At 35.4% G+C, this 23,568-nt stretch carries 21 protein-coding genes and 2 pseudogenes; 20 read left to right on the top strand and 3 right to left on the bottom strand.

The annotated features are described in order from the left end of the window. Positions 1 to 60 precede the first annotated feature (60 nt). From QUG14_RS04700 to QUG14_RS29725, 15 genes and pseudogenes are all read left to right on the top strand, one after another. Complete coding sequence (locus QUG14_RS04700; protein WP_289339370.1) at positions 61 to 531, top strand: hypothetical protein; 471 nt, start codon at positions 61 to 63, stop codon at positions 529 to 531. Between the two features lie 548 nt (positions 532 to 1,079). Then, positions 1,080 to 1,517 carry a VOC family protein gene (locus QUG14_RS04695; protein WP_289339369.1) on the top strand — a complete coding sequence of 146 codons (438 nt, stop codon included), beginning with the start codon at positions 1,080 to 1,082 and terminating at the stop codon, positions 1,515 to 1,517. Between the two features lie 244 nt (positions 1,518 to 1,761). Next, positions 1,762 to 2,169, top strand: a complete 408-nt coding sequence (locus tag QUG14_RS04690; protein ID WP_289339368.1) for a GNAT family N-acetyltransferase — start codon at positions 1,762 to 1,764, stop codon at positions 2,167 to 2,169. A gap of 92 nt (positions 2,170 to 2,261) precedes the next feature. Continuing rightward, entirely contained in the window at positions 2,262 to 2,735 is a 474-nt protein-coding gene (locus tag QUG14_RS04685) for a hypothetical protein (protein WP_289339367.1), read from the top strand. Between the two features lie 368 nt (positions 2,736 to 3,103). Beyond that, the gene (locus QUG14_RS04680; RefSeq protein ID WP_289339366.1) at positions 3,104 to 4,162 is read left to right on the top strand and encodes an ABC transporter substrate-binding protein; all 1,059 of its coding nucleotides are present in this window, start codon (positions 3,104 to 3,106) and stop codon (positions 4,160 to 4,162) included. 32 nt (positions 4,163 to 4,194) lie between these two features. Then, on the top strand, positions 4,195 to 5,946 hold the full coding sequence (locus QUG14_RS04675; RefSeq protein WP_289339365.1) for a sensor histidine kinase: 1,752 nt from the start codon (positions 4,195 to 4,197) through the stop codon (positions 5,944 to 5,946). A 24-nt stretch (positions 5,947 to 5,970) separates the two neighbouring features. Further along, positions 5,971 to 7,494, top strand: a complete 1,524-nt coding sequence (locus QUG14_RS04670) for a response regulator transcription factor (protein ID WP_289339364.1) — start codon at positions 5,971 to 5,973, stop codon at positions 7,492 to 7,494. A 697-nt stretch (positions 7,495 to 8,191) separates the two neighbouring features. Next, positions 8,192 to 9,349: a cation:proton antiporter gene (locus QUG14_RS04665; RefSeq protein ID WP_289339363.1), complete on the top strand. Its 1,158-nt coding sequence runs from the start codon at positions 8,192 to 8,194 to the stop codon at positions 9,347 to 9,349. 434 nt (positions 9,350 to 9,783) lie between these two features. Continuing rightward, positions 9,784 to 10,674: an aminoglycoside phosphotransferase family protein gene (locus QUG14_RS04660; RefSeq protein ID WP_289339362.1), complete on the top strand. Its 891-nt coding sequence runs from the start codon at positions 9,784 to 9,786 to the stop codon at positions 10,672 to 10,674. Between the two features lie 570 nt (positions 10,675 to 11,244). Next, complete coding sequence (locus tag QUG14_RS04655) at positions 11,245 to 11,772, top strand: GrpB family protein (protein WP_289339361.1); 528 nt, start codon at positions 11,245 to 11,247, stop codon at positions 11,770 to 11,772. 221 nt (positions 11,773 to 11,993) lie between these two features. Next, positions 11,994 to 12,263: pseudogene (locus tag QUG14_RS04650) on the top strand (IS110 family transposase); the annotation flags it as partial. Positions 12,264 to 12,579: 316 nt separating this feature from the next. Then, positions 12,580 to 13,107 (top strand): RNA polymerase sigma factor, encoded by a 528-nt coding sequence (locus QUG14_RS04645; protein ID WP_289339360.1) that lies wholly within the window; start codon positions 12,580 to 12,582, stop codon positions 13,105 to 13,107. Continuing rightward, on the top strand, positions 13,091 to 13,834 hold the full coding sequence (locus tag QUG14_RS04640; protein ID WP_289339359.1) for a hypothetical protein: 744 nt from the start codon (positions 13,091 to 13,093) through the stop codon (positions 13,832 to 13,834). The genes QUG14_RS04645 and QUG14_RS04640 overlap by 17 nt, the downstream gene beginning before the upstream one ends. A 104-nt stretch (positions 13,835 to 13,938) precedes the next feature. Beyond that, entirely contained in the window at positions 13,939 to 14,373 is a 435-nt protein-coding gene (locus tag QUG14_RS04635; protein ID WP_289339358.1) for a GNAT family N-acetyltransferase, read from the top strand. Between the two features lie 79 nt (positions 14,374 to 14,452). Then, positions 14,453 to 14,562 (top strand): annotated as a pseudogene (locus QUG14_RS29725) (cyclase); the annotation flags it as partial. Positions 14,563 to 14,703: 141 nt separating this feature from the next. Here QUG14_RS29725 and QUG14_RS04630 read toward each other — a convergent pair. Further along, positions 14,704 to 15,000: a hypothetical protein gene (locus QUG14_RS04630; protein WP_289339357.1), complete on the bottom strand. Its 297-nt coding sequence runs from the start codon at positions 14,998 to 15,000 to the stop codon at positions 14,704 to 14,706. Positions 15,001 to 15,408: 408 nt separating this feature from the next. Between QUG14_RS04630 and QUG14_RS04625 the strand changes: the two genes are divergently transcribed. The 5 genes from QUG14_RS04625 (at position 15,409) to QUG14_RS04605 (ending at position 21,047) form a co-directional block, all read left to right on the top strand. Then, positions 15,409 to 16,716 carry an MDR family MFS transporter gene (locus tag QUG14_RS04625; protein ID WP_289339356.1) on the top strand — a complete coding sequence of 436 codons (1,308 nt, stop codon included), beginning with the start codon at positions 15,409 to 15,411 and terminating at the stop codon, positions 16,714 to 16,716. A gap of 174 nt (positions 16,717 to 16,890) precedes the next feature. Continuing rightward, positions 16,891 to 17,898, top strand: a complete 1,008-nt coding sequence (locus QUG14_RS04620; protein WP_289339355.1) for a DUF3231 family protein — start codon at positions 16,891 to 16,893, stop codon at positions 17,896 to 17,898. A gap of 476 nt (positions 17,899 to 18,374) precedes the next feature. Continuing rightward, on the top strand, positions 18,375 to 19,481 hold the full coding sequence (locus QUG14_RS04615) for a glycosyl hydrolase family 18 protein (protein ID WP_289339354.1): 1,107 nt from the start codon (positions 18,375 to 18,377) through the stop codon (positions 19,479 to 19,481). Between the two features lie 391 nt (positions 19,482 to 19,872). Further along, a complete protein-coding gene (locus tag QUG14_RS04610) occupies positions 19,873 to 20,076 on the top strand; it encodes a hypothetical protein (protein WP_289339353.1) in 204 nt (67 codons plus the stop codon). A 473-nt stretch (positions 20,077 to 20,549) separates the two neighbouring features. Continuing rightward, a complete protein-coding gene (locus QUG14_RS04605) occupies positions 20,550 to 21,047 on the top strand; it encodes a DinB family protein (RefSeq protein WP_289339352.1) in 498 nt (165 codons plus the stop codon). Between the two features lie 933 nt (positions 21,048 to 21,980). On the opposite strand, the gene ycaC is transcribed toward QUG14_RS04605, so the two are convergent. Continuing rightward, entirely contained in the window at positions 21,981 to 22,625 is a 645-nt protein-coding gene (gene ycaC / locus QUG14_RS04600) for an isochorismate family cysteine hydrolase YcaC (protein WP_028395711.1), read from the bottom strand. Positions 22,626 to 22,809: 184 nt separating this feature from the next. After that, complete coding sequence (locus tag QUG14_RS04595; RefSeq protein ID WP_289339351.1) at positions 22,810 to 23,367, bottom strand: NADPH-dependent FMN reductase; 558 nt, start codon at positions 23,365 to 23,367, stop codon at positions 22,810 to 22,812. Between the last annotated feature and the right edge of the window lie 201 nt (positions 23,368 to 23,568).

Genomic DNA, 23,568 nt, shown 5'->3' with positions numbered 1-23,568 from the left:
AAATGGATGGTTAAAGGGAATTTTGAGAAGGCACAAGATTAAATTAATAGGAGATTATATATGATAAAACTCGTTTTATGGGCTTTCTTTTTATTACCCTGGCTTTCCTTATTCTTTTTGAACAATTCTACGCTGCGTAGATATATGCCTGTTGCTTTATTTGCAACGGTGATAAATACAATAATATACCAAATTGCTTGGACGTATGATTGGTGGAAGTATAAAGAAACTCTTTTTTCTTGGGATAAAGTTGCACAAACACATACTGTTTATAGTGTTTTTTTGATTGGGACCATATGGATATTTTATTTTACATTTCGTAAATTTTGGATTTATATCGTTGTTAATTTAATTGTAGATTGTATCTATTCCTTTGGTTTCAGGGCTTTATGGAAAAAACTCAAAATTACAACCAGTGCAGGAAATTTATCGCCTATTGAAGGAATATTAATAATGACAATAATCTCCATCACCCTTTACATTTATCAAATGTGGCAAGAAGGACTTATTGGAGGAGAAAATAAAATTTGAAACAGAAGGAAAATTGCATCATAGGAAAGGGCGTTATGATCATTATAAAATTAAAATACTAATGGAATTGGATAGCCAAAACAGAAATGAGCTTTTTCAATATATACTTGCATTGAACAAATCAATAAGGATTTTTCACTAACCGACTAAAATAATGGCAGTTTACTCCTTTTTCAGAGCAGTAAAGATAATGAACGATAAAAAAACTGTAATAAAACCGTGAGGCTTATTCAATTAATTGGGGCAAGAGTTGAAGAGTACTTGGAGAACATTTTAAACTTGATAGAGAATCGGTGTTTGATGTGTCTATTTGGACGAAATTCTTGAATTGGGGAAATATTACTTAGACCAATACAGATAAATTTTATTGGAGTAATGGGTGAGTTGATCCAGGAAGGATTAACCGCCTTTTTTGTTGAATTCCTTATTGAACAAACGGGGCAGATTTGTTGAAGAAGGGTATTTCCTGTTTTAAGCGAATTAGAATTTTATACAAACTTTACACGAATACAGGTATTGAAAATAACAGGAACATAGGAGGTTTCAATATGAAAATCAATAGAATAGATCATGTGAGTATAAACGTAAATGATCTTTCAGAGGCTAAAGCGTTTTTTCTTGATTTAGGACTTGAAGTGCGAGCGGAATGGGAATTGGATGGTGAACAGTTGGATAGAATAGTTGGTCTTAATGATGTTAAAACGGCATGTGTAGGATTGGGGATGCCAGATGGTCAGACATGGATAGAGCTAGTCAAATTTTATACGCCATCAGATGAAAAAAATATTCAGCAACCTTTTGCAAATACGCTGGGTATCCGACATATTTGCTTTGCTGTTGAAGATATTGAAGCTGTTGTTGCAAAATTGAAAAAGAGGGGTACGGAAATCTTTAGTGAGATACAGCAATATGAAGAAAGTTATAAGTTATGCTACGTTCGTGGTCCAGAGGGAATTATTTTAGAGTTGGCGGAGAAACTCAGATAAATATTGAATGGACTTTAAATAATTTAGATTTCAAGCTATAAAGAGTTCTTATTAAACTATCGGGTGCTTATGTTCAATAACGGGATGGCTGCGGCTATCCCGTTTTTCTTATTGTTCTAACGGGGCAGGTTAGCTCAAGAATGAAAGATTAAAACATTTGGATAAATAAACATTTTGTGGTATAAAAATACATAACGTGGATACTAGCTCTATCTAAAATAGAACCTGTGAAGGGGAGAAAACTATGGAATTTGAACTAATTGAAACGATTCCTGCAAAAAATGATTTTATGAAATTACATAAAACAACGGGATGGAATGCTAATGGGTTATATACTTACGACCAACTTTATAGTGCGATTTGTAACAGTTGGTTTAGTGTATCCATTTATCATAATAAGAATTTAATAGGATTTGGGCGAATTATTTCGGATGGGGTTTATCAAACATTTATATGTGATGTAATGGTTCATCCAGAATATCAAAAACAAGGTATGGGAAAGAAAATTATGAGTGCTTTACTTAAAAAATGTGAGGAAGAAGGAATTAAGTGGATTCAATTATCTTGTGCAAAAGGAAAACAAAATTTTTATAAGAAACTCGGCTTTGTAGAACGAGATTTGGATGCCCCAGGTATGTCACTATTTTTATAATTATTCACAAACAAAAACCAATCATCCCCAAGTGTTTTTACTAACGGGGGCGTTTCTTTAAGAAGGCAAAGTGTTTTTAAGGTGGTTGTAAAATGGATACTAATGCTTTATTCTATAAAATTCAAAAAGGAATTGTTGCTACGGAGGACTATGTAAAATGGTCATATGGTTTGATAGAAAATAGTGTATCATCTCCAACTTTAAATATAATTGCTTCATTTTCATTCAGTGATAATGTAATTGAAGTGGAGGATTATTTTAAAAGAGCTTTGAATGAGCTGAAAATACAAGAGCCGAGTTTTGAGACAAGTGCAAAAGGCTATATCGGTTTATTATCATGTGAAATAATACAAGCTAATGAATCAGAAGTGTTCAATTTAGCTAAAAGGATTTTTTGGATTGTTGGGACAGAGTTAAATTATCCTAATGATTTGCTTGAATGGTATGAAATTAGCGAAATGATTGATAGGCTCCAATATGATAATGTACCTTTGGAGTTTAATAGAGAGGATGTTATATTTAGAATTAAAAACGAAGCAAGTTCTTATTTAAGGTTAAATAAGTAGATTGTGCTAAAGGGTGCGTTACTCCAACAAGCTACAAAAAATGAATATTAAAAATGGCTCAGTATGGTGAACTGAGCCATTTTATTTTTAATTGCAAAAACAGATACAAAAGGAAGTACAAATTTAGTTGCATTTTTCGATTGCATTTTCGGGTTTTGCGATAGGAAACAGAAGGGATTGCTTTCTACTAATTTTCGTTTTTTAGAGCAAATCAAAAAATACATAACATTTTTAAAAAATATATGCATTTATATATCCTTCAACCTCCTCTATAATAGGTAGAAAAAGATGATTAAAAATTTTCAGAAAATGAAAGCGCAACCAAAAAAATAATAAACTACATACTTATATATTAGAGGAGAAAAGTGATGAGAAAATATGTGAATGTATCGATTGTTCTATTGATTTTCTTTGTGACTATAGGGTGTAGTAAAGAACTAGAAAAAACGGCAAACGATAAGATGGTAGAGGAAATTACCTTAGACGTGGCCATACATGTGGCAAATCCAAAAGGGCAGGAACCTGCTTTTTATTCAATTGTTCAGCGGTTTATGGAAAAACACCCTGAAATTAACATTGAGCTCCACGGAACGGAACAAAAAGCTCATATAAAAAAAATAAAAATGATGGCGCAATCGGATACGTTACCAGATATTTTTTGGGTCTTACCGTCCTCAGCGAAAGAATTAGCGGAATCAGGTTTACTTCTAGATTTACAAGCATTCTTAAATGATCACCACGAAATGGTGGAGAATCTTCATCCTAATATGTTAGATTCCTATAGCCAAGAAGGGCAGCAATTTGGCCTGCCCTATCAATCATTAGTAACGGGGATTTGGTACAACAAAATTGCCGAATTAAGAGAATTAGGGGCATTTCCTAAAAATGTAGCTACTCAGAGCTATTTTCAAGCCGTGCAAATGTTTCTAAATGGAGAGGCTGCCATGCTTGATGCAGGTATATGGGAAACCAAGAAAATCGAAGAAAGCCAGATTGTAGGTGATGTCGGCTTTTGGTGGGGACCAACGTTTGCTGATGGTGTCGGAAATCAGAAAATCTCCTCTATCGTACCTGCCGCGCCTCTCGTGGTAAATAAGCATGTCGAAAAAGATAAAGCAAAGTATGAGGCAGCGATGAAATTTTTAGGTTTCTATTATAGTGAGGAAGGTGCGGCGATTATGATTGAAAATCAAGTTGCGCCTATTATCAAGTTCGATGGAGAAGTTGACGGTGATAACCATCCGGTATTTGCAGATGTAATGAATGTCATGAATGATACGAGTTGGAAAAGTAAGCCAAACCAACCCGATCTTATTGTTTCAGAGGGAATCGCCAATGCCATGTATGATAGTATTTATGGCGTTATTAATGGTATCTATTCACCTGAAGAAGCGATTAAGGTAGTAGATAGTAAGATTGCGAGATAATGAAAAGGCATAATGAAATTGAGGGTTGCTCTATGAACTTTATTACTAGTTTTGGAAAAAAGCTATCAATCAAACGAAAAATTATCTTGCTCGCTATGCTTTCAACACTAATCCCACTCCTTATTGTAGGAACTTTTTCTTACTTTTATATGAATAAGGTAATCGAGAATAAAATTTCGGAAACGACCACCAACCTTTTAAGCCTCATCGATTGGAATATAAATACGTTCGTGAACGATATTCAAAGCAACGGCGAAATTCTTTACGCTTCAAACGATTCGCAGGATTTTTTAAAGCAAAAGGATTTAACGAAGGAAGCCTATGTCACACAAGGAGAAACGAGGGATCTCCTCATTACGATTAGTAGCAATAACCCGTATATTAACGCCGTATATCTGGGCAATGAGAATAACGAGTATCTCCAGTTATCTCAAGGACAAAGTGTTTATTATGGAAATATCTACGAACATATAAGAGGAACAGCCTGGTTCAAAGAGATCATGAAAAAAGATTTATACGGTATCTGGTTTCAAGATGATGTGACGTTTATCGAAAGTTCGAATCTTTTAACCTATGGAAGACCCATTAAAGATCTACAAACCTTAGATGTTATCGGGATGATGATCTTTAGTATTGATAAAGCGATATTTAAAGATATGTTTAAAGATATCGAGCAGGACGGCGAAATTTTCATCCTTGATAAGGGGAAAATGATTTATTCAAACTCAGAGGATCAAGTGAAAAGCAGCAAAATGGTCGAACGAATTAATGCTTTAGCAGGAAAGAAATCCGAAGTGGTTACGATCAATGATGAAGATTATATTGTAAATTTTGATGTAAATAAGATTACCAATTGGAAGATTGTTAGTATTATTCCATATAAAAGTATCGTGAAGGAATTCGATTTTCTCCGAAAGGTTTCGGTTATTCTGCTGATACTAACGCTGCTCATTGCTACGTTTAGTGCATTACTTATTTCGAATAAAATTACCAAACAGCTATCATTATTGCGCAATGTCATTAAAAATATGAGAAAGAGAGAGAAACTAGACAATATCGCCTTTGATCCTGAAGATGAAGTAGGGAAGATTGGTCACCAATTTATTCACTTGTATAATCGGAATAATGAGTTATTGGCTGAACTCTATGAGTCTCAATTAAAGGAGAAGGAAGCGGAGTTAAGAACACTTCAAAGTCATATCAATCCGCACTTTTTATACAATACCTTAAATTCAATTTTTTGGATGGCCGAGAAAGCAAAAATGAAACCAATCGCAAAAATGGCCATTCACTTAGCCAATATTTTCAAATTAACCTTGAATGATGGTGAATACATCACAAATGTTAAAAATGAAATCGACCAAGTAAAAAGCTATCTAGATATCCAAAACATTCGGTATGATAACCGAATTCATTACCAAATAAATGTGGATGAAGACCTGTTTAACGAGAGGATGATTAAACTATTGTTGCAGCCTCTAGTGGAAAATGCCGTCTATCATGGTCTAGAGATGAAACCAGGAATCTGGGATATTATCATCAACGGGAAGCAAGAAGAACATAGCTTAGTATTTGAAGTAAGTGATAATGGAGTTGGATTTAATCCTGATAAGGTGCTAAAGGAAAAGACGGGGTATGCCATTCGAAATATTAACGACCGAATTCGGTTGCAATATGGACCGGGTTACGGACTTACCATTCATAGTGAAGAGGGAAAAGGAACCACCGTATGTCTTAGAATAGGGCTAGAGATCAGTGAAGAAAAAGCTAGTGCAGGAGCTTAAGAATACAAGAAAGTGGTGAAGCAGATGTATAAGCTTTTCATTGTAGATGATGAAAAAGTAGTCATAGATGGGCTATTATCCGTAGTCGATTGGCATGAGCACCAAGTAGAAGTTGTCGGTACAGCGTTGGATGGAAATCGTGCCTATGACTTGATCGTCGAAGCGAAACCCAATATCGTCATGGCAGACATTCGCATGCCAGGGTTAAATGGTCTGGATTTAATTCAAAAAGTAAAAAGTGTAATCCCCGATACGGTTTTCATCATTATCAGCGGGTACACTCAGTTTGCTTATGCGAAAAGAGCCATCGAATTGGAAGCAATCGATTATTTGACAAAGCCGATAGAACTAGATGAAATTATCGCAAGTGTAAAAAGGGCAATTGAAAAATACGATCAACTTCGAGAACGAAAAGAGGCAGCGACTCAATTAGAACAATACCGTTCACAAGTTGAGGAAAAGCATATCTTGCATTCCTTGTTTGGCTATCCACTCGATCAGATACTAGAAGGGTATACAAGCTGTAGTGTCCTTGTTACCGATTGTAAGAGCCAAAGTACCGATCAACTTATCGAAATGGTTAAATTACTAGGTAACCAGGGGGCACCTCACCGGATATTCTCATACGAGATGGAGGATCATCTTGTTACAATTTATTTTTCATATGGAAATCGTGAACAGGACTCAGGTTTGTTCGATAAGTTAAAGTCGCTGTATAAAAATATACTAACTTCTCCGATTACGGGTATTAGTAGTACGTATATAGAAATAACATCGTTGCAACAACTTTACAAGGAAGCGCTGGAAGCGTACCATGTTGGGCTCTACTTACAACAGGAAGTGACCGACTATCGTCATTTAGTGAATATGAATAATACGATTGGATTAAGTATGATGAAAAGAATGGAACAGTTTTTTCTTAAACGAAATCTTGATCTTTCTTCAAGTGAGAGTTTGATCGATGAACTTTTAGCTTATTCCATCCGAGAAAACCTTACACCAGTGAAATCAAAATATTTATGTTTTAAGCTGATTAATCATGTGTTTGAGTATGTACAGCAAGAATTTGATATCAATGTAGAAACTGTCCTTCAAGAAGAAAAATACTTGATCTTTAAACAACTGAATCAATTAAGAACAATGGTAGACCATAAAGTGTGGCTGCTTGAGAAAATCAGAAAACTTGTAGACTACTTATCTGACAACCAAATGTCACAGAAAGATAAATTATTATATGAAGTGAAGAATCACCTCAAAGAAAATTACGCGCAACCGATTGGCCTTGATGAACTTGCAGGGAAATTCCATATTAGCCCAGCCTATTTAAGCAGCCTCTTTTCAAAAAACATGGGTGTGACACTGTTCGAATACATCATCAATATGAGAATGGAAAAGGCGAAGGAACTATTAAGGACCACCAATAATAAAATCTCTGATATATGCCAGCAAGTAGGATATGAAAATCAACGATACTTTAATCAGGTATTCAAAAAAAATATTGGTACTACACCTGGGAATTATCGTGCCAATCACTTAGTAAAGCAGTGAATTTTTGTAATGAAAATTCACTGTTTTTTTTGTCTACTCCCAAAAATCAGGATTCTCTGTGTTGCCAATCATAGTACTTGACTTCGCCTGTTTCGAGCCCATTTCACGGACATTTCTACTGAAAATTGTAGAGCAAAATGTAAATAGAATGTAGGGGACAATGTTATGCAACTTTCTAAAGATTCCGTTATTCCATGATACGTTAACCTTATTTTTGGTCGGGATATTTTAAACAGTTCTTATCAAAATGTAGTAATTATGGCTTCAGGAATTCTTTGTTCTTTGCTGAAAACAGAGAATATTAATAAACCAATTGATTGATGTTAGAAGACAATGAATTCAAGTTGAGTTCAACACTCTTAAATAAAATAATAATTCATAGGAATAATATTAGCGAAATCAATTTATAATTTAGGTTTTTTCCTATGAAAAGAAGTGATTTTTCTTATGTGTTTATCTTAGTTTTTTTGCTTACAACAAACCATTCAGTTTTAGCTTATACAATGATTTTTCATTAAAAACACCATCTTTTCAAAGTGCAGATAATTTTATTAATTGGTTATCGTATAACAAATAAAATACAGAGTGTACTTGGAGGAGCCTGTCCCCAAGGGATAGTTATGTCCTTTGGTAACAGGCACTTTTTGTATTTTAATTAAACAATAACAAATGATAATTACGAAAGGTGGTAATTTAAGTGTTAATACTACAATTAGCTATTATTCTAATTGCATCAAAAATAGCAGGAAGTCTGAGTGTAAAATTAGGTCAGCCTTCGGTTCTTGGAAAACTCCTAATTGGGATTGTGCTTGGTCCATCCGTATTAGGGGTAGTAAATGAGACAGATCCATTAGCTGAATTTAGCCATATAGGTGTTATTTTGTTGATGTTTATTGCTGGATTGGAAACAGATATAGATGAATTTAAACGAAGTGGAAAAGCCTCCACTTTTGTAGGCTTTGGAGGGATTATTGTTCCACTTGTTTTAGGTTATTTTGCTGGAATCATATTAACCTTAACGACAATGGAATCTTGGTTCTTGGGATTACTGCTTTCTGCAACCAGCGTCAGTATATCCGTTCAAGCACTCAAAGAGATGAACCATTTAAAAACACCTGAAGGAGCCACAATCCTAGGAGCAGCCGTAATCGATGACATAGTAGTAATAATTGCATTAGCTTTCTTAATGAGTTTTGCAGGTGGAGATGTTAATTTAACGACTGTTATTTTAAAGAAAGTTATATTCTTTGCAGGAGCGATTCTTATTGGCTGGAAAGCAATTCCTTGGTTTTTGAAGAAGTTCTCGTCGTTAAAAGTAACAGAAACGGTTATTTCTTCTGCTCTAATTATTTGCTTTGTTTATGCTTACTTAGCAGAATATACGGGAGTTGCTGCGATCATTGGTGCTTATATTGCTGGCGTTGCAATAAGTGTAACTGACTTCAAACACGAAGTTTTTGAGAAGGTCGAAACGATTAGTTATTCAATATTTGTACCTGTATTTTTTACTTCGATTGGTGTAACGGTTGAGTTCGCAGGTATTACCGATAATATAGTTCTTATAGCTATTCTTTGTGTTCTCGCAATTTTAACTAAATTAATTGGTTCTGCTATTGGAGCAAAAGCTGCTGGATTTGGTTGGAATAGTTCGTTGGGGATAGGTTCAGCAATGGTTTCACGTGGTGAAGTGGCATTAATTATTGCAGCTATTGGTTTAGAGGCTACTCTTCTTAGCCAAGAAATGTTTGCAGTGCTAGTTGTTGTGGTACTTGTGACAACTATTGTTACTCCACCAATGATGAAATTGTTTTTTAAATCAAATCCTCAACAGGAAATAAATCAAACTAAGAATTAGAACAACTAGAAAAATTGTATAAATGCTATAAAAGAATAGAAATTATAGTATAGCAATGCGATATATAAAGGGAGCATTAGCAATAACAATACTGGGTTTGGTAGTTGATTGGCAATTTAGCAAAGGAGAGTCAAAAAAGAGAAAGCATATCATTTGGGGCATTTCCATTTTGGTAGCAATCGCACTTTTCCTCTCTATTTCAATTGGTTTAACATATGCATTTATTGTAAGAAACGGCTGAGCTGGATTAATTATGTGGGTCTTGTTTCCAAGTATTTTCATCTTAGAGCTTATTGTATTATTGATTGGTGTCTATAAAGAAAAAGGAACGGTACCATAAAAGGCTCTTTGTTATTTTACTATTTGGAAAAATGTATGTTATTTTAAAAATGGAATGCTTTGGAAAAATGTAAGATAAAATAGAAGGTGGAAATATGAGCAGAATGCATGACAATGAATTAGAAGTTAATCTAAGTTTTGTTAGAGGCCTTATCAATGAGCAGTTCCCTGAATTCTCTATGTTACCGATAACTCCAGTGAATTCTGTTGGAACGGTAAATCATGTTTACAGGCTGGGGCAAGAGCTTTATATTCGCCTGCCAAGGGTAAAGGAGTGGGCAGATATAGAAAAAGAGTGGAGATGGATTCCATATCTTGCTCCCCACTTGACACTTAAGATACCAGAACCTGTTGCTTTAGGTAAACCCAAAGCCTCGTACCCTGTGAATTGGGCAGTATACAAATGGATAGAGGGCAATAACTATACTGATGATTTAATTCATGACGAAAGAGAAGTTGCAAAGGAGTTGGCGGAGTTTGTAAATGAGATGCACTCAATTAATGTGCCAGCTGATGCGCCCAGGGCAGGACGATTGCCTTTGCTCGAGTTAAATAAAAGAACATTAGAATGTATTGATGAGGCAGATGATTTGCCGGATAGAGACAGAGTATTAGCGGCATGGGAAGATTCATGTAAAGCTTCTGTTTGGAACGGTCATGCAGTATGGATACATGCTGATTTACTAAGAACAAATCTTTTGGTTCATTCCGGACGTTTAGCTGCGGTCATCGACTTTGGCGGAGTGGGAATTGGAGATCCGGCGTTTGACCTAATACCTGCTTGGAGTATATTCAACTCAAAAGGGCGGAAAGTCTTTCAAAATTCCATCCATGCCGACAAGGATACATGGCTTCGTGCAAGAGGGTATGCACTTCACCAGGCAGTACTTATCATTCCATACTATAGAGTAACAAACCCACAATTTGTTACTCTGGCAAAAAGAACGCTGGATGAGATATTGGCGGACTTGGATACGGGAGTATAAAATATTTATCTGATCAATCTATTAAATCAAGTATTGGTAGTGGCGGAAGAAATGATAATGCAATTGGTAGGTTGTTAGGTACAAACGAATACTTTTCAACAGTAGGAATTTCATTCGGCTTAGATGTAATTTATCCGACTATGAGTCCTTCAGAGAAAGAATTAAAAGAGAATCCGAATGTATATTATTATATAGTACCATTAGGTACTCAAAAAGAATTCATATTGGTATCAAATTATTTAAGAAAAAAAGGCTATAAAGTTGAATATGAAATGAGTAACAAAAAATTGGGTAAAGCTCTTGATAAAGAATAAAAAGAGAAGATTCGTAACGTTATTATTGGAGAGGATGAAGTGAATAAAATAAATTCAAAGTAAAGGATATGTTTTCGGGTGATGAAAGGATTGAATCATAACTGTTTAACTGATTTTTAAAATTATTATTAAAGTAAAGGGTGATTTACTTCAATATCAGGTTGCTGCGGCAGCCTTTTTCTTATTTTGCTAATGGAGCAGTTGAGTTGAGTAAAAAGGAGAATGTAATAATAAAACGTAAAAGGGAGGGCTTCCTTTGAGGAAAACCAAAATTGAATCTTGGACTGAAGAATGGGAAAAATCATACAGCCAAGAGAAGGTAAAATTGATAGAGGTTTTTAAGGATGAATTAGTTGATATTTTCCACATTGGAAGTACCTCTATACCAACAATAGGTTACGCAAAGCCGATCATAGATATTTTAATTGTAGTAAGGAATATTGAGAACGTTGATTTATACATTAGCGAAATGTTGACATTGGCGTATGAACCGAAAGGCGAGAATGGGATTGCTGGAAGAAGATATTTTACAAAAGGTAAGGATAATAGGACGCATCACGTCCATATTTTTCAAGTTGGAAGCGAGTTTATAAATATCCATTTGGATTTTAAAGAATTCTTGATAAGGAACCCTATAGAAGCTAAAAAGTACGGGGATCTAAAAATGAACTTGGCAAATCAGTTTCCTAACGAACATTATAAGTACCAAGAGGGAAAGCAGGAATTTGTTAATAATTTAGTTAAAATAGCAAAAGAATGGGCTTCCGAAAGATTTCCTTATTAAAGAAACGTGGGCGATCGTATTATAAGGTTAACTAGTTTTTACTGGTTGACCTTTTTTTAATAGTATCTATTATTAGTAGCCAGGGAGGTACGGGACCGTGGGGCATTGATCCCGTCAACTAAACTGTCCGCCCCCTACTTGTAGAAACATGTTTGAGGCTGGTTGGGACGTAGATCTCGTATAACAAACGAAGCGAAGTTACGATACTTCAAGATGGAATGTTACTTTCGTATATCGCTAAAAAGTCAAGTTTACGAAAAGATGCTTTTCGTTTGTGTGAACTGTTTTATAAGGAAGATTTTGAGATAAGAAAAGGGGAATCCAACTCATAAACCTTTGTAATCTTACAAGACAGCATGAAACAATTAATGGTATTTATGTTAAAGCTAAATTACGGTTCCATACGATTCTTGATCAGGTATTTCCTCAATACAAAGAGGTATTTGGATATACGGTATTCTAAAGTGTCTTTAAATTTACTGTTGGAATTCCTTTGTTTTGGATGTGCTGCCATTTTTCCAGCCATGATGTATGATACACCAAAAAGGTTTGAAGAAAGATATTCAAGTTCAATTATTGGGTTTCAAGTAGCTTCATTTTTGTTGGATTACCGCATTTACTTAAAAATATTGGAATTACATTCATACTAATATTTTGAAATGGTTTTCCTAATTACTTAAAGGGGTGTTGATCCGTAAAAGAATTATTGCCTTTTTGTGTTGAACTTAAGAAAAAAAACTTGATAAAAGTAAAACTTTTAGTTGGGTTACACGTCTAAACATCAAGTTAAAGAATGGGGGGAAGAATTTGTCTGATATAAGAGATAAAGAGGTTTTAGAGTGGTATGAACAGTTCCAAGATTCAATATTTAAATATATCTATATGATGCTTCAAGATTATCAATCATCTGAGGATTTAAGACACGAAACCTTTTTGAAAGCTTACGTTCATTATGATTCATTTAGAGGGAATTCCAATCCTAAAACTTGGTTGTTTAGTATTGCTCATAACATTACGGTTGACTACATACGGAAAAGAAAACCATTAACCATTCTTCAGGATGTACTTATGTTTAGAAAAGACCCTCAACCATTGCCGGAAGAAATGGTTGAGATAAAAGAAAGTTCTCAAGAACTTTATTCTGCATTAGCTAAACTTAAAGATTCCTACAGAGAAGTAATAATTCTACGAAAGATAAAAGAGTTCTCTATCGAAGAAACTTCTATAATTTTAGGGTGGTCTGAAAGTAAAGTAAAATCAACATTGTTTAGAGCAATCCAAGCTTTAGAAAAAAAGCTATTAAAGGAGGGGTTTCTAAGTGAAAAAATTGTCTGACCATAGCATATTCGATAACGAGTTGTATAAATTGGATTCCGATATTATTTGGAAAAAAGCCAATAGTATTGAATTAAAGAAAAAACTTATGTCTGACATGAATAAGAAATCACAAAGAGGTAAAGTAAATATGTTTCTTGGTCACTCCGTTAGGATTGGTACTTTGGCGGCGATCGTATTTATTGGTTTTATTTTTGTAAATCAGAATATAAAAAATGTCACCTTTATGAATGGTTCTAACAAAGAAGAAATAAACCAACAAGAATTACCAATAAAGAGCGGGGATCAAACAGTTTCTTTTACAGCAAAAGAACAAAATTTAATTGAAAGTTATAATGACACAAAAACTCTGATTTTAACTGAAGAAGCCACTTTTCCTATGTATTTAAGCGATGCTTTTTCGCCTTATATGAAGAAACCAGAGGTAATTGCAAGGAAGGAAAAAGACCATGTTTTGGTCAATTTAATATATCCTGATGATACCATATCGATTGAATCAAATATTAATAAGCAAGGTTCAGATAGTCTTGAATACAATTCTTTAAGACAAAAGTATCCCAATTCTTTATCAGTAAAAAGTATTTCAAAGTCAGCACTCCTAATTGAACCAGGCAATAAAAAACCACACCTACTAATTGTAACGGATAAATTTATCTACAAAATTTCGGGATCTAAAAGTAATGAAGATTTAATAAAAACAGCCGAGTTAATACAATTTAAGAATTAGAAATTTGAATGAAAAAGCATAATTGAAAGTTATAGGTCCAGGGGATACCTATTTTCATTCAAGCAGGGGTCTAATAAAGTTGATAAAATGGGGGAGTTGAATGGATGGGAATTCGAAAAGCGAAAGTTGAAGATTGCAAGCAGATTTCTTTGTTATTGAACCAGTTGGACTATCCAGATACGGAACTTTTAATAAAAGAAAAAGTCGAAAAATTTCTTATGGATCCTAATGAGGTATTATTAGTGTTTGAAGAAGATAAAACTGTTATTGCTTTAATATCACTCCATTTCATACCTCAATTAGCTGTAAACGGAGATTTCGCAAGAATAAGTTATTTTGCAGTTGATGATAACAGTAGAGGTCACGGGATAGGGCGAAAGATTGAAGAACATTGTACTGATTTGGCTCTAAAACGAAATTGCAATAGAATGGAAGTGCATTGTCATTCAAGGAGAAAAGATGCACATAAGTTTTATTTACGACAAGGATTTATTGAATCCCCAAAGTACTTTATTAAAATGTTACCTGAAACTAACTAATCCCCTCGAATATATAACACTCTAAACCTAAGGTTAAGGTGGTTTCGATTTCAATACAAGAGTTCTATTCGATTATGAAATCGAGTTTAGAAATGGCGGTGAGATTCAAGGGCAGGAATTCCGTCTGGATATTGATGGAGATGACATTCTGACGAAGAGTTAGCTAAGTATATAGTTGAAGATATGAAGTAAAAGAGGAAGAACTCACTATTGAGTTCTTCCCCTAGGCATTTCACCCTTTATCCAGCCTGCAACAGTTCTTCAACATCTGAGGTTAAAGGAAAATTTCCATTCTCTTGTTAAATTAATTGGAATCTTTATGAACAATCGTTACTTATTTATAGAGTTATTTTTATTACTTTCTTCACTATTATTGGAAGCTGTATTGGTATCTGCTTCAGCCGTCTCTACCAACTGGTTACCAATAATACCTCCTGAAACACCGCCTATAACAGCACCAAAAAGTCCAAATGGAGCACCTATCATTGCACCCGCAACGGCATCAGTTAAAGTCCCTGCTGTCTCACCAGTGTTACTGGTACCTAGATTAGTATTACTTTCAGTTTGGTTGTTACCACTTTCTTCTACATTTTCACCAAGGTTATTGCGTTCGTTACTGTGGTTCATCGATTCACTTCCTCATTGCTAAATATGAACGTACATCATCCTAAACATATACTACCCAGTTGAAGTAATTTTACTCACATTATGTTTAACTAAAGGAAGGGGGAATGGAAGGAAAATATTTTGATTTTAAAAGAAATTTCTTTACATGCCTCTAAATTGTAAATTATAATTTGAGTGGATAATTAAGATAATTTCAAAATTTCATAGTAGGAGGTGTAAGGAAATGCTTAATGGGATATGTTTTATAGTTTATTTTGTGAATCAACCATAAGTTTTTCCTTACCCATTCTTTAATTCAAATTAAAAGCCGTGGGCAGGTTTAACTTGCTCACGGTTTTTTGTGCTTTTCAAATGCGTTAAAAAAATAAGTCTGACAAAATAGATGTCAGTGAGAAATGAGGAAAAAAATTGAAAATGACTTTTCAGGCTTATCGAAAAATGGATCGTAATATTTGGATTCGTTTTATCGGTGAATCGATTAATGGTATTGCGATGATGATGTTAATGCCCTTTTTCGCCTTATATATGAGTGATAAGGTGGATCATTTTTGGCAAGTTGGTGTTGTTATGGCGATGGGACCAATTGCAGGAGTCCTCGGTTCATTATTAGGCGGAAAGCTTGCCGATTCATATGGCAGGAAGCCTATTATGATTGTTTCAATGGTTGGAAATGGACTGGTTATGCTTGGTTTTATTTTTTTCGATGGCTTCTATCCATTCTTAGTGATATCGAGTTTTTTCGGCTTGTTTAATTCACTTTTTCATCCTGCGGCATCAGCTATGGTCGCTGATGTGACGGATGAAGAGGGACGGACAGAAGCCTATGGGTTGCTGCGAATGGGACACAATATTGGAGCTGCGATCGGCCCATTGCTTGGAGCGTCCGTTGTGTTTTTATCAAAATCAGTTATTTTTATCATTGCTGCTACATCCGTTTTTGTGTATTCCATTTTTTTAGCACTCTTGCTTTCAGAAACACTACCGAAAAATGAACGAAAAAAGGATACGAATGTTCTTGAGGAAAAAGAAAAACTACCATCTATTTTTACGGTGCTCTTCAAAGATAAAATTTTACTTTTTTATATTATGACGGGAATTGTGATTTCGATGGGATTTTCACAAACGGAAGGGATGCTTCCATTGCATTTTGATCAACAATTGCCGGCACTTTCTGATGCTCAAAATCCATATCCTTATTTAATGGCTTTTAACGGAGCACTGGTCGTTTTCTTCCAATTTGCAATATCGAGATGGGCAAGTAAGCGCAAACTTGGAAAGGTTATGCTATATGGTTCGGTTTTATTTGGTTTTGGGCTGCTTGCAGTAGGATGGCTGCCTATATTTTTTACAAAGCTCCAGTTTTCTTATTGGAGTATCCTATTATTCCTTCTAATAATCTATGGAATATATACACTAGGAGAAATGCTTTTATCCCCGGTACAAATGACATTTGTAGCGAATATTGCACCTGAACATTTACGAGGCACCTATATGGGGGCAGCAAGTCTTCAATGGATCGTTGGGAGTGCAGTGGGTCCCATCGTTGCAGGTTTTTTACTTGATGATCATCTTGGTCAGGTTCTATTTACGATTCTAGGATTAGGTTGTATCGTTGCAGGTATTATTTATTTATCACTTGATAAATGGGTATCACAAGCGAAGGAAAAGAATCAAACACTTCCTATTAATAAGGAAGTTACAGCAAGTAGAACGTAAGTTCCAAGAATCAATATTTAAATATATCTATAGGATGCTATAAGTAATGAAGATTTAATTAATACAGCGGTGCCAATACAATTTAAGAATTAGTAAACAGAATCAAAAATTTTATACATTACCCGCCATATTTTCGGAAATAATAAAAAAAATATGTGATGGGGTTGGAAATCTATGGTGGAACACTCACCCACTATAACATCTGCTGAAATTTCGATGTTATGGAGTACCTATATTGGTGATACCATGTCTATTTGTGTTCTAAAACATTTTTTACAAACTTGCGAAGATCAAGATGTTATACCTATTATTAAACTTGCGCTTAGTTACTCATTAGAACATGTGGCTCAAATATCGGATTTATTTACTGAAGAAGGGATTCCACTACCAAATGGATTTGGAGAACAGGATGTGAATCTACAAGCAAAGAAACTCTTTTCCGATGTAACTTATATGCGATACTTACATCATATGGGTAGAACGGGATTGAATTCATACAGTTTGGCTAAGTCAGTCTCAGCCCGTAAAGATGTCCGTAATTTATTCAAACAGTTTTCGAATCAAACAGAAAAGTTGTATGACCGTAATGTAGAACTAATGCAGGAAAAAGGGGTTTTTATCCGAGCTCCTTATATAACTTATCCGGATAAAGTTGAGTATGTAACTGAGAAAAAATTCCTTGGTGGTTTAGTTGGTCATCGACGACCGCTCCTGGGAATAGAAATTGCCCATTTAGGCGTTAATATCGAAGTGGCAAATGTCGCGAAAACAATGCTTTTAGGATTTAGCCAAGTTGCTCAGTCCAAAAAAATAAGTGATTACTTTAAAGAAGGATATGACTTAGGAAAGAAAATGGTGGAAGATTTTATGATAAAACTAAAAGAAGACGATAATTCGTATCCCTCTACGTGGGATTCTACTATTACAAATAGCACTGACCCACCGTTTTCCGATAAATTAATGTTATTTCATACAAATGCACAAAGTGCCATAGGTATTGGAGATTTTGGACTTGCCATTGCAGCATCATTACGAAAGGATTTAACGGTAAATTATGAAGGCTATATTCTGAGAGTAGGGACCTATGCTGTGGAAGGGGCAAAACTCTTAATTGATCATGGATGGTTTGAAAAACCTCCCCAATCCATTGATAGGGAATCACTTAGGAATCAAAATAAATAATGAAAGGGTAGCATTCACCACAATTTTTTCATTTTCTTAATAAGAATGTGACGTATAGTACTTCAATTAACCCGTTAGCTGATGATGTTCCCAAATTAAATGATGAAGTAGCTCAGTCCAATTCGGATTGGGCTGTTTTTTTTACAATCAAAAAGCACTGTTTTGCAGTGCAATTTAATATGCATTTAGTATACATTTTTAGGTGCAGAATCAAATTTTGCGATAGGTACCCAACATGAATTTTCATCGACTAGGATTAATAAATTGGCTTTGAGTCTTTTTCAGCGGGATTGCGGAAGATCTTTAGTCTAATTACTTAAAAACGCTCAGAGATCTTTCGTTCTGTGCACTTTTTATTCTTAAAACTTGTGGATGTCTTTTTCCTGAAACCCTTTCTTGGGGGAAAGGCAATTTGTGAATAAGTTACAACATTTCTTACCAACTTAAGAAATATAAAAAGTAGAAGAAGGTGTATTATGGCGAAAAATTGTTATCTGTCATTCACCATTATGTCTGTAAGCATGGCATTATTACTAATGTCATCCTGTAGTCAGGTACAAAGAAAAGAGGAATCCAATAAGAATAAAACTCCTCGTGAAGTTTTAGGTTTCTACACAGAGCAGGAGGGAACGTATCCAGGATCGCAACCTACAGTGAACGCGCAATTCAGCAATTTGAGCATTATTGCACCCTTTTGGTATAAGCTTGATGATAAACGACCAGGCCATCTTATAGATTCCGTTACAGTCGACCATAAAAGGCAGGTGATTCAGAGTGCTCATGAAAAACATCTGAAAGTATATATGGTTGTACATAATCTTTTTTATGAAACCGTGGAGAGGGGCAAGCAGGTAGCAAGTAATGTCCTCGATAACGATGCAAACCTTAATGTTTTCATTCAGAACTTACGCAATGAAATGAATCAGTTTAAATATGACGGTATTAATATTGACATGGAAAATTTGTATTTAGCTGACCGAGATTCCTTTAGTCTGCTGATAAAAAAATTGTCTGATGTACTAAATCGTGATGGAAAAGTAGTTACGGTTTCAGTTCCGGCAAACACAGGTGATTCCCGTGCTAATCCCTGGTCACCATGGTTTGATTATGAAAAGCTTGGTCAATATTCAGATCGGTTAATGATTATGACATATGATGAGCACAACCCAAGAACAGCACCTGGGTCAACAGCATCAGTCGATTGGACAGAAGCAACGATTCGGTATGCATTGAAACATGAAGTACCATCATCAAAGATTTTACTTGGTATCGCTGGTTATGGATGGGACTGGGATACAACAACAAGCAAAGCCTCGTATAGTTCCTATGCACAGTTAATGTATCAGAAAACGAAATATAAAGCAAAGGAAATATGGGACTCCCGTTCACAAACACCTCATTTCAATTACATAGATAAAGAACAACATAGCCACCAGGCATGGTTTGAGAATAGCTATAGTCTGCGGTTTAAGCTAGACCTTGTAGAAAAATATAACTTAGGTGGAATCGGAATTTGGCGGCTAGGATTAGAAGACCCTATGTACTGGAAGACTATACCTGAGAAAATAAAAATTAAAAAGTGATGGAGTGATCCTCTAAATTCTGTTGGGATGGCTGCGGCAATCGCTTTTTTCTTTTTGCACGAACGTGGCAGGTTAATTAAATAAGGAACGGTCGAAGAAACGCTATTGTCTCATAACTTCAAGATTGTAAGGTCAGAAGAATCCCCATAAACGCAAAAAGATTCTGTATCAGTTCACAGAGCCTTTTTTTATGTTTATAAAAATAATATTCTATGCAAAACTATAATCCTTAATTCGACAAAAAGATAGAGGGAAATGGGTGAGAAATAAGGACAAAGATATTGTCCTTATTTTGATATTCTTTTATTTAAACAAACATTATTTATCCAGTTCCTTCTAGCAATTTGATAAAATTAATATAATTGAAATGGGATTTGAGGATGTAATTGTAATGGAAATCAATTGGCTGGCAGAAGTAGAAAAAAGAAAAGATGATCTTTTAAAGGACTTGGAAGGCTTATTGCGTATTGCGAGTGTTAAGGATTTAACAACGAGTACTCCCGAATATCCAATGGGGAAAAAGATTGGCGAAGCATTGGATTATGTTTTGGCATTAGCCGAAAATGAGGGTTTTAAAACTAGGTATGTCATTTAGCCAACAGGTCAACCAGAAAAATAAAATGTACCCTATAGAGTAGACACTTAAAAAGGTCTGACCTATAGGGTACTTTATTTGTCATGATGAAGGAATAAAAGCTGGATGAGCCGAATAAGTCATAGTGAACATGATTTTGTTGTATTCTCAAAATAAAAGAATGGAGTATTTGATTGAGAATATTTTTTCGTTATATGGCCGACAGTCGGAAATGAAGGTTATTTTATGCGTATGAATGGCTTTTTTCGAAATTGAATGAGGATTATTGTTATCGTCACCCGGAAATATCAGATTACCCTGCCATGTTGGAGAGAATTAGAAGCTGGAGAGAAAGGTAAGGTATGTCCAATATGGAAGGGACCACTTGGATTTGGTTTTTACCTTTTTAGGATCGATTAATTTATACTATAGTCATATTTTTTCTTTTCTTTAAACTTTGAAAGATTACATTAAACAGTGAGGAGATTGGTTGTATGCAAGTTGTAACCAAAATGTTTTTAGAACAACTCGACATGCATTGCCATGAGAATGATTGGTTTGCATCCATGGATCAGGCGCTTCATGGAGTCATCGCGGCTGAGGCAGCATGGACAAGTTCGGGAATCAGCAATTCGATTTGGCAGATTGTCAACCACTTGATATTTTGGAATGAAGACGTAATCCATCGAATTAAGGGCACAGAGAATTCGCATAAGGCAGAAGACAATGAAGAAACCTTTGGAAATCCTGGGGATCCAGAAGACGAAATTGGGTGGGCCCAGACAGTGCAGCGCCTTAATGAAGTCATGAATAAATTAAAAACGGTCATTGCGGACCTTGACGATGAAAAGTTAAAAGCTCCGTATGCAGCTAATAGGTACTCTATTGAGCGTTTACTCAGCAATATCATGATGCACGATACGTATCATCTCGGCCAAATTGTTCTGTTGCGAAAGTTGCAATCCTCTTGGGGTGGCGTTGATTGGTCCTAAAGCACCATAATTCAGTGACCTTCCTCGCCCAGCCGTAGAAGCAATATTGACGGTGTAAAGCCCTTTTCATTCTCTATGGTGAATCGGGTGATTTTCCTGCTTTATGGATGGCTAAACGGGTGTGTTTGTCAAATAAATTAGAACGTATTTGCAGAGCGATCTTTCGCATATTTCATTGTTCAACAGTCAGGCGCTTTCTTAAATAAGAAGGCGTCTTTTTGCATGTACACAACATTTAGGGATTGAGTTTAATGAGGTGTAAAAAAAGATTGTGAAGTCCTGCACTTAAAGTAAAGGGTGCAAGAGTTGAAGAACAGGGCTGTCGTTGCTTCAGCTTTTTCTTATTGCACTCCCATGAAAATTCAAAAAGCCAAAAATCAAAAAAAGTACATAAAATAGCTTTTTAAAAAAAGGCTGAGCCTTTATAAGTAATTCCTATATTTAATTTATGAAAACTACAATTATTGATCATTCCTTCAAGTGTTATAGAAAAGGCTTGGCTGGTGCAACAACCAGAAAAGGATTAATCTCCCATACATGCTACCCTTATAGGGCCCGACAGTCAGTGGTGCATCGTGGTCGCTGGAGTACTAACGGACGGGCTCTATAGCACCATAGTGTATCGACCTTCCTCGCCAGCCATTAAAACAGTATGGACCGTATAATCCATTTTCATTCTCTGTGGTGCAGCGCCGATTTTGTGCTGCATGGGGGGCTAATGGCAGTTTAGTTGAACAATCGTCCTTAGCTTTTTTTGGGGTACCACAAGCAAAACGCGGATTTACAACGTTAAGGAAATACAAATATAAAAAGCCTAATTTCTCAGGTGTTATAAGTGAGAAATTAGGCTTTAGTTACTTCAGAAAAACGCCTTTTCTTGAATAAGCCAGAAGCTTTATATTGGAAAAAGTGAGTTATAAATAAGCTGCTATTTTAATTAGGCTGCTTGCTGAAATCTCTCTGAGCTCCCCTATAGCTTCCAATAAGATTTTGATAACCAGGAAGATGGCTAGAAATTAAAGCGCCAAAACCTTCAACATCATTGCGCCAATCACGTTGTAATTCGCACGCTATGCTAAACCAGTTCAGAAGCTGCACCCCACCATGGGCCATACGCGTTAATGCCGCATCCGCTACTTGTTTACTGAATGTTCCAGAAGCATCAGTAGCAACAAATACTTCATAACCAGCGTTCACAGCGGAAAGTGCAGGAAATGCAACACAAACATCTGTTACTACGCCCGCAATGATCAGTTGTTTTTTTCCAGTTTCTTCGATTGCTTTGACAAAATCTTCATTATCCCATGCGTTAATTTGTCCAGGACGAGCTATTTTTGGCGCATGAGGAAAAAGTTCAACCAATTCTTGCATGAGTGGCCCATTAGGCCCGTTTTCAAAGCTTGTTGTTAAAATGACTGGTAAATCAAAAAACTTAGCAGTGTTAGCAAGGGCCATAACATTGTTCTTGAATTCATCAACACCATAGTCACGCACAAGACCGGAGATAAGGCCGGTTTGATGATCAACTAAAAGAACGGCAGCATCATCTTTATTAAGACGAGAATAGAAATCAGACATTTTATTGTCCTCCCTTTATTAAGTATAAGTAATCGAAGAAGATTCATAGATTGGAAAATGGATGTTAAACTCCTTCGTTTGTTCCAATGTAATTGAACGGATTACTGGAATTCGTTTTCTAAAAACTCATTATGTGTTAGTAGTATTTAAATAAAAATGATTGAAAAAGCTTGGAGTTTTTCAATTAATCTAGAGCTGGAGTGTGTCCGATCCAATGAATAAATTGATGTAAATATTGTTGAAGATAACGTTTTGTTTGTTCGTCTGTAAGGACTTTCTGATCCGAATCAATCTTTTTATGTACTTGGGAAATCAACACTTTTTGAAATGGAAGAACATGAACCTGCATGGCCTCTAGTACTTGTCTGATTTGCAATTGAGCAAAGGCAGTACCTAATCCCCCAGGAGTTGCACCAATTAAACCAACCGGTTTTCTGCTAAGAACGGCGGATTCCCGAGGTCTTGATGCCCAGTCCAACGCATTCTTTAATACGCCTGGAATTCCAGAATTGTACTCTGGACTTATAATAATGATACCGTCAACGTCCTGGATAGCAGATTTAAATGATGTCACTGTTTGTGGAACACTTATTTCTAAGTCTTCGTTGAACAAAGGTAGTTCATTAATCTCGATCCAACGAAATTGATGGGAATCATCCAGCTCTGTTAATGATTGAGCAATGATTCGATTATAAGAGTTTTTTCGTAAACTACCACAAATAAGGCAGATGGTCTTAGTCATACATTTCCTCCTCGTTTAAAATTATTTTAATGTTACCATAATATACCAAAATGGAAGAGTGTCGTTTTACCTAATTATCTGATTATTTAATTTAATGAAGTGTTTATTACAAAAAATCTAGGATGTAAGGATTTCTCTTTAGTTTTCTTATTATTCGGCTCGTGTTTTGCAAGCTATGGCAAATGGTCTATGTCAATTTTA

It is taken from the genome of Neobacillus sp. CF12, from assembly GCF_030348765.1.
Taxonomy (GTDB): domain Bacteria; phylum Bacillota; class Bacilli; order Bacillales; family Cytobacillaceae; genus Neobacillus.
This window is presented reverse-complemented; position numbering and strand designations above follow the sequence as displayed.

Bases quoted from the DNA above. Each gene is read 5' to 3' on its own strand.
- QUG14_RS04635 (WP_289339358.1), top strand. From the start codon at position 13,939: ATGGGAATTCGAAAAGCGAAAGTTGAAGATTGCAAGCAGATTTCTTTG.
- QUG14_RS04700 (WP_289339370.1), top strand. From the start codon at position 61: ATGATAAAACTCGTTTTATGGGCTTTCTTTTTATTACCCTGGCTTTCC.
- QUG14_RS04690 (WP_289339368.1), top strand. From the start codon at position 1,762: ATGGAATTTGAACTAATTGAAACGATTCCTGCAAAAAATGATTTTATG.
- QUG14_RS04695 (WP_289339369.1), top strand. From the start codon at position 1,080: ATGAAAATCAATAGAATAGATCATGTGAGTATAAACGTAAATGATCTT.
- QUG14_RS04620 (WP_289339355.1), top strand. From the start codon at position 16,891: ATGGTGGAACACTCACCCACTATAACATCTGCTGAAATTTCGATGTTA.
- QUG14_RS04660 (WP_289339362.1), top strand. From the start codon at position 9,784: ATGAGCAGAATGCATGACAATGAATTAGAAGTTAATCTAAGTTTTGTT.
- QUG14_RS04595 (WP_289339351.1), bottom strand. From the start codon at position 23,367: ATGACTAAGACCATCTGCCTTATTTGTGGTAGTTTACGAAAAAACTCT.
- QUG14_RS04680 (WP_289339366.1), top strand. From the start codon at position 3,104: ATGAGAAAATATGTGAATGTATCGATTGTTCTATTGATTTTCTTTGTG.
- QUG14_RS04605 (WP_289339352.1), top strand. From the start codon at position 20,550: ATGCAAGTTGTAACCAAAATGTTTTTAGAACAACTCGACATGCATTGC.
- ycaC (WP_028395711.1), bottom strand. From the start codon at position 22,625: ATGTCTGATTTCTATTCTCGTCTTAATAAAGATGATGCTGCCGTTCTT.
- QUG14_RS04675 (WP_289339365.1), top strand. From the start codon at position 4,195: ATGAACTTTATTACTAGTTTTGGAAAAAAGCTATCAATCAAACGAAAA.
- QUG14_RS04615 (WP_289339354.1), top strand. From the start codon at position 18,375: ATGGCGAAAAATTGTTATCTGTCATTCACCATTATGTCTGTAAGCATG.
- QUG14_RS04670 (WP_289339364.1), top strand. From the start codon at position 5,971: ATGTATAAGCTTTTCATTGTAGATGATGAAAAAGTAGTCATAGATGGG.
- QUG14_RS04685 (WP_289339367.1), top strand. From the start codon at position 2,262: ATGGATACTAATGCTTTATTCTATAAAATTCAAAAAGGAATTGTTGCT.
- QUG14_RS04630 (WP_289339357.1), bottom strand. From the start codon at position 15,000: ATGAACCACAGTAACGAACGCAATAACCTTGGTGAAAATGTAGAAGAA.
- QUG14_RS04610 (WP_289339353.1), top strand. From the start codon at position 19,873: ATGGAAATCAATTGGCTGGCAGAAGTAGAAAAAAGAAAAGATGATCTT.